Here is a 6,000-nt window from a genome sequence, read left to right as displayed (position 1 = left end):
GTATATAAGTATATAAGTATATAAGTATATAAGTATATAAGTATATAAGTATATAAGTATATAAGTATATAAGTATATAAGTATAACTAAAAATGTACGTCACATTACTACTAATAGCAATACTTCATAGTAAAAATAGCATCACCTTTTCTAACTAGCGTATATCCATCATGATAGACGTCCTGTATCAAAGACAGCATAACGAACTGCCTACTACCAGGTAAATTACCGCTGTTGAATATCAATTTGAGCTACTAAAAGGAATACGTTAGCCACTCATATTCGTTATAATCTGCTCACCAATCAAAACCACCAATCGTTAATGAGGAAACCACTATGGTGAAGTGTCACTTATCGACCATCATGGGCGAAAGACGCCTTAAAATTGCCGATGTCGCAAGGGATACTGGCATCAATCGTGGCACCATTACTCGCATGTATCATGAAGAAGCCACCCGAGTTGATCTAGATGTCATCGAGTCTTTATGCACGTATCTTAGAATCAATGTTGGTGATTTATATGAAATCATAAATGAGGACAGCAGTGAGTCGCCTGAGTGAACACCTTCGCTCATAAGACATTATCACCTTTAAAAGTATAAAAAGACCTACAGAAGGTTATTTTCTCTTGCAATAGATTAAAATATAGGTATAATTTGACCTGTAGTAAGTCATTTTATCCATTATTTATACACAATAATCTGCAGGAGAATACTAATGAATAACAATCTATCGCGGCTCAACAGCTGCGCTTGGTTTAGTGAACAGACTAAAAATTTAGCCTCTAAGCTGTTATTCAGCTTACAAGTACAGCAAGGCGTACAACTGGCATCATTACTTGGTGTTGACGCTATTCTTTATAATGATGAAGCGATTTATGTCTGGGTGCAACGACAGCTGGATGATGGTCTTATCGTTGACGACTACACTTTAAGCATCCTTGAAACTGCTTTTATAGAGTTGGTCACAGCTTACACTGACCAAGCAGCCTAGTCACTTTAGCTTATATTTACAGACTTCTTGTTTAACAAGAAACAATAACCCTTAAAGCCAGATAAAGTGTCATTATCTGGCTTTTTAATATAGACAAAGATAACGACAATCAAACAAGCCTTTTTTCAGTCTTATATGTTTCAGAAGACGCACTTTTGGGCAATATAGCTCACTATTGCCATACGTCTTTACTCAGTCGGTTTCGCGCGCGTCAACCCAGCTATTTTATAATAAACAAAGCCTTTTTCATCTCTCAAAACGCTTTTACTGTCTGCTCTGACGCACCAGCTGATCACATCAGGCTGCTCTTTATTAACATCACAAGCCAAAATAAACTGCGCACTTTGAGCATTATTAAAGGCCTGTTTCCAACCCGTTTCAAGCTCATCGATGCCGCGCTGTAGCTCTGCTTGCTGCTGTCTCATTTCTGCAATCTCATCAAAGCTTGGCACATACCAAAAGATCAGGGCCACAAGGCTTATTATCACAGCTGCCATACAGGCGGCGGCCACTGCTGCTATCCTTTTAATACTCATGGACTCAATAGACTTGTAAATCTTATCCAAGTCTTTTTCAGCCTCCTCTTTTACTTCTCCAATCCGCTTTTTTGTAGCGGTCTCAAGCGCCTCAATATCGGTAATAATCTGCTTATGACCAGCTTGGTACTGATTGGTAAAGAGTGCAAGACTGTCCGCACTAGCGCCAAGCTTATCAGCCACCGCTTGCATGGTAATCACTTGCGCCTCTATGCTGGCGTTTTTAGCAGTGACGACCGCCTGTACAGCCGTATCAATCTGCTGTTTCATATCGGTGATGATACCCGCTATTTTGTCATCATAACGACGCGGCATTTCAGTGTCAGTAAAGGTGGTCACTGCCGCTTGAAGCTGCTTTAATACAAGTTCTTGATACTGACTCAATGCCTTCGAGGCACTGCTTGCGCTACCATCCAGCTTTTGAGTAACTGAAGTCATCTCATCTATCTTGGTATCGATACGGCTAAGAGAGTGATCAAGGCGCGTTGCCACTACATCGTCAGCTTGTCCAATCAGTGCTCGCAGAGCTTCGATCACAGGTTTGAGTCTGGTCACGAGATTAATAAGCTCGTCGTGAATGTCCTGCTCATTGCTATTGTCTTTATTCATGGGATGCTCATTATCATAATGCCGCCTAAAATGGACGTGGTGATGGGTAGCGGCGTGTTTGTGCTTGTTCATGCGCTTGGATAGCGCTCTTCGTTTTTTGCAGGTGATCTGTCACGGTTTGCGTGAGCGTTGCCGCATCTATGGTGATAGCAGGAACGTGCTCAAAGCGCTCATTGATCTGGGTTAATACCTCGACCTTATCTTGATTGTCAGGCAAGCGCTCAAGCTGTTGCCACAGCGATGTTGCTGCCTTCTGCACCTGCGTTGCAATTTTTTTGGCATCGGTGTCTCGTAAACTCTTTTGTAGTGTCGTAAAGCTGTCAGCGCGTTTTAGAGTGGTGAATATAAATGCTTGTGCGGCAACCGCCTCAGCCGCGTTGATCACTTCGATCGGTGCATCAACGGCCTTAAAATCAAGGGTATCAACGCGGTCACGCACCCGTACCACTAAATTGTCAAATCGATCTCGATATGCTTTGGTCTCATTGATTCGCTGACGCTTAAGAGATGCCTGCTGCCGTCTCTGTTGTAAAGCTACTCGCCGCCTGATTAAAGCCTCCTCTCGTGCGCGCTCAGCCTCTTCCTTAAGCTTTGCTTGCTCATGTGCTTTATTGAGCTGGTGGTGAAGCACCATCGTACGGTTGCGCCAGTCATCAAGCCGATCTGCGTTCAATTGAGTGGTCTTGGTACGGGTAATCTCATCGTATAGGTCATCATCTTGCACAATCACAGCTTCACTTTGATCCAGTAAGGCGATACGCTGCTCATAAAACGGCGACAGGCGCTGATAGGTTTTTTGACTGGTATTAATTTGCTGCTTTAACTGTTTGATGTCGTTATCATTGGCAGTCTTAAACGCTTTAACATCAGCGGTCAATGCCGTTAAACGAGTGTAAGCATCCGCGTCTACCTCTACTGCTTTTAACGTACTGAGCGCCTCACGCTCTTTTTCAAGGTATTTAAGGCGCTCAACATCCAGATCTGCAAATGCGGCAAACTTATGATAAGTGTCCATGTTATTGGTGACGTCTATCTCTTGTAGATCCGCAAACGCTTGATCCCACTGTAAGGATAAGTCGGATTTTTCAATATCAATCTCATCAAGAGCTTTAAAGCCAGTCGCCAGTTTATTCAGCTTTGCGGCAAAGGGTTTTAGCGTGGCCTTCAACCCTTTGTAGTCAGCAATGACTTCATTATTAAGCGGGATCAGCTTTTTTAAAACCGTTTTATTGTTCAGCACCGTTTTATCAATCTGTGACAGCTGCTCTTCAAGACGGCTAACAGCGCGGCCTGTTTGTAGGGTATCATCTTGTCTAAACTCCTCAACCAACGCTAAAGCCGCCTTTAGTGCCTCACTTTGCTCTTTTGTGCTTATCTGCCTAGCAAGCTCAATCATTTTTTGGCGGGGGTCACTAAAATCCTGTCCCACCTCCTCGGTGAACCGCTGGGTACTCTTAATGTTTTTATCAATGGTAATAATCTGTTTAGACTGGTGCGCTAACTCTTCATGCAGCGCATCAATGGTTGAAAATAAGGCGCTGCGTACCATCTTTTTTTGACTCACAAAGTCGGCTGAGATTGCTAAAAGCTCATCAAGTACGTGATCATTGGCCGCATCACTATGCGTCTGACTGTTACTTTTAGGGATAGCGGGTTCAAGTTCAGCGGCAGGATCTACAAAGCGGATATTACTGAGCTCAATTCGCGCAAAGGGTTTACGCTTTTTATAATGTATTGTGACGCCGTTAACCTCTTGTTCATTGCTTTCTAGGTCAATACGTCCCTTGTCGTCGTACTCAATTACTAAACCATTTTTTTCAATGTAAGCATTGATCTCATCAATCGTCTCGTTGTACTCGTGAATCACTGAACGATTGCCTTTGAGAATATCCTTATATAGTGATTTACCCAGTTTCATTTTTGGCAAACGATTGATGCCCAGCTCACGGTAGGATTTCTCACTAATGGTTTTATTCTTAGGCAGTAGCTCATTGGCCATATCCGCCCAAAGGGTGCGTTGATATTTAAGCTCATCGCCGCGTCCGTTTAACCCCTTAGATAACCGCTCCTCCGTTGACCACTGCAACCAATTCTTGCGTGCTGATAAAGCATAACCCTCAACATCCGCTACTATCTCACGGCTTGAGAGTAAAATATGGGCATGAAAGTTACGACTGGTCAGCTCAACCACTTCAACCTCCCCCACATGTTTCTCGTGACTGTGGGGCCGATGAATGGCCACATCGACAAGCACGTTATAGCGATCAGATAAGGTTTGAGCGTAGCGCTCGGCCAGAACTATACGCTGATCCGCGGTGATCCCATCAGGAAACATCACGTCAATCTCAGTACCCAATTGCGCGTTTTTACGAGTCTCAATGCGTTCGATATCATTCCAAAAACCCTCACGTGTCACTGCTAGATCCCCAGCAAGAGTTGGCGTTATCAACGCCGTATGCATCACATTTTTCTCAAGAACTTGCGTGTATTTAGTACCATCACTGTCTACTAAATTTAAGATTTTGTCTTTAGCTTTACTGGTGTAATCGTGGACGACTCCTGACTGCTCATCAACCAGTTTTGAGCCAGAATTATAAGCCGACTTTGCCACCACGCTATGATTTTTCGCCTTACTAACGGCGCTAACCGACAGATGAAACCCTTTATTATTCATAGCAAAAAAACCCAATATTGAGAGATGATTTTTTGGGGGTTGTAGGGGGTTCGCCCCCTGCCGAACGACGGAGTTTATGTAAAAAATAGTACCCCTTGTGGGTCTTTTTTACATAAACTCCTAAGTTCGCTCTTAACAGAGGGTTAAAATACTACTGCGCCCACGAAACGATGTGGTCTTGTGTATTTTACTACCTTGCATACCTATGTATGTACTGCTAGGATCAACTCTATCATAGTTGGCTAAAAAAAGGATGAGGTAATGTCAGTAATATCAGATGATTTATTCGCAAATAAGATTAAGCAATTACAGGCTCTTAAAAAAGAGATTGATCAGGACAGGCTTGAAGCACATAAAATATTGGGGGAGTGGTTGGCCAACGCATTAGACGATGATGATAATCATGAACTGCAAGCTATTTTTTTAGACGCACACGATAATGAAAAATATGCTCGTTTGAAAAAGCACCGTGAATTTTTGAAAGCAATTGCCAATAAAATACAAAGTAAAGCTGAGGTGGTACCAAGCAGCTTTACACCACCTAAAAACAGTCAGGACAGTGACCACGGTTCATTGCTTGATATTTATTCATCATCACAGTAGCTACTCGAAATCGCCTAATTGAAGGTACAGCTGGATCGTCTACTAATTAGCGAAAGGTTAGGAGACGGTTATCGGCTGTTTTAAGCGTTTTAGAATAGCTTTAGCTACCATCGTATCGGACAGAGCGTAAAACGTATATAAGAGTGGTTTCTAGGCTTTTTAGCAACGGTTTGATAAGTGTTTACAGATGTGTCGATAATGGCTACTGAAAATGAAGACAAACTATCTACAAAAAATGAGACTGATATTGAGAATGTGAAAACAGGGTTGTCCAGAATGACAGATGAAGATATTCAAAATATCTTTGACCATGCTTTTGAAGATTTTCAAAGATCCAAGCTTGATCCGAACTATGTGAACGAGGATTAACATCAAGTAAATGGACAATTGCATTCTGAGCTACTGATAAGTTTTATAAGTGATTGGTCGATCAAATTATCATCTTAAATCCGTCGGTTTTTTGGTTTTTTTCCTATTATTTAATATAAAAACATATTTTTTACTTTTAAAGACTTTTAAAGACTTTTAGGACGCTCTCAGACCTTACCAATTAAGGGCTTCAAGATCTATAAAGCTACAATCAGC

6 protein-coding genes are annotated in these 6,000 nt (G+C 42.0%); 4 read left to right on the top strand and 2 right to left on the bottom strand.

The genetic code is table 11. The features are described 5' to 3' along the window. The first annotated feature begins 336 nt into the window (after positions 1-336). Both AAEY79_RS13040 and AAEY79_RS13035 read left to right on the top strand, forming a co-directional pair. On the top strand, positions 337-561 hold the full coding sequence (locus AAEY79_RS13040) for a helix-turn-helix transcriptional regulator (protein ID WP_025652654.1): 225 nt from the start codon (positions 337-339) through the stop codon (positions 559-561). A 156-nt stretch (positions 562-717) separates the two neighbouring features. After that, positions 718-993 (top strand): hypothetical protein, encoded by a 276-nt coding sequence (locus AAEY79_RS13035; protein ID WP_025652653.1) that lies wholly within the window; start codon positions 718-720, stop codon positions 991-993. Positions 994-1,181: 188 nt separating this feature from the next. Here the strand turns inward: AAEY79_RS13035 and AAEY79_RS13030 are convergent, their stop codons facing one another. Beyond that, entirely contained in the window at positions 1,182-2,138 is a 957-nt protein-coding gene (locus tag AAEY79_RS13030) for a hypothetical protein (protein WP_218690609.1), read from the bottom strand. Between the two features lie 25 nt (positions 2,139-2,163). Next, positions 2,164-4,812, bottom strand: a complete 2,649-nt coding sequence (locus AAEY79_RS13025) for a MobA/MobL family protein (protein WP_352288660.1) — start codon at positions 4,810-4,812, stop codon at positions 2,164-2,166. 261 nt (positions 4,813-5,073) lie between these two features. Here AAEY79_RS13025 and AAEY79_RS13020 point away from each other — a divergent pair, with 261 nt between their 5' ends. Further along, positions 5,074-5,415, top strand: coding sequence for a hypothetical protein (locus tag AAEY79_RS13020; RefSeq protein ID WP_025652650.1), 342 nt, complete (start codon positions 5,074-5,076; stop codon positions 5,413-5,415). A gap of 198 nt (positions 5,416-5,613) precedes the next feature. Continuing rightward, positions 5,614-5,784: a hypothetical protein gene (locus AAEY79_RS13015; RefSeq protein ID WP_156410067.1), complete on the top strand. Its 171-nt coding sequence runs from the start codon at positions 5,614-5,616 to the stop codon at positions 5,782-5,784. Positions 5,785-6,000: the final 216 nt, after the last annotated feature.

It is taken from the genome of Psychrobacter sp. GW64-MNA-CIBAN-0177, from assembly GCF_040309585.1.
Lineage (GTDB): Bacteria > Pseudomonadota > Gammaproteobacteria > Pseudomonadales > Moraxellaceae > Psychrobacter > Psychrobacter okhotskensis.
Note: the sequence above shows the minus strand (reverse complement) of the source record. Positions and strands in the feature narration are given on the sequence as shown.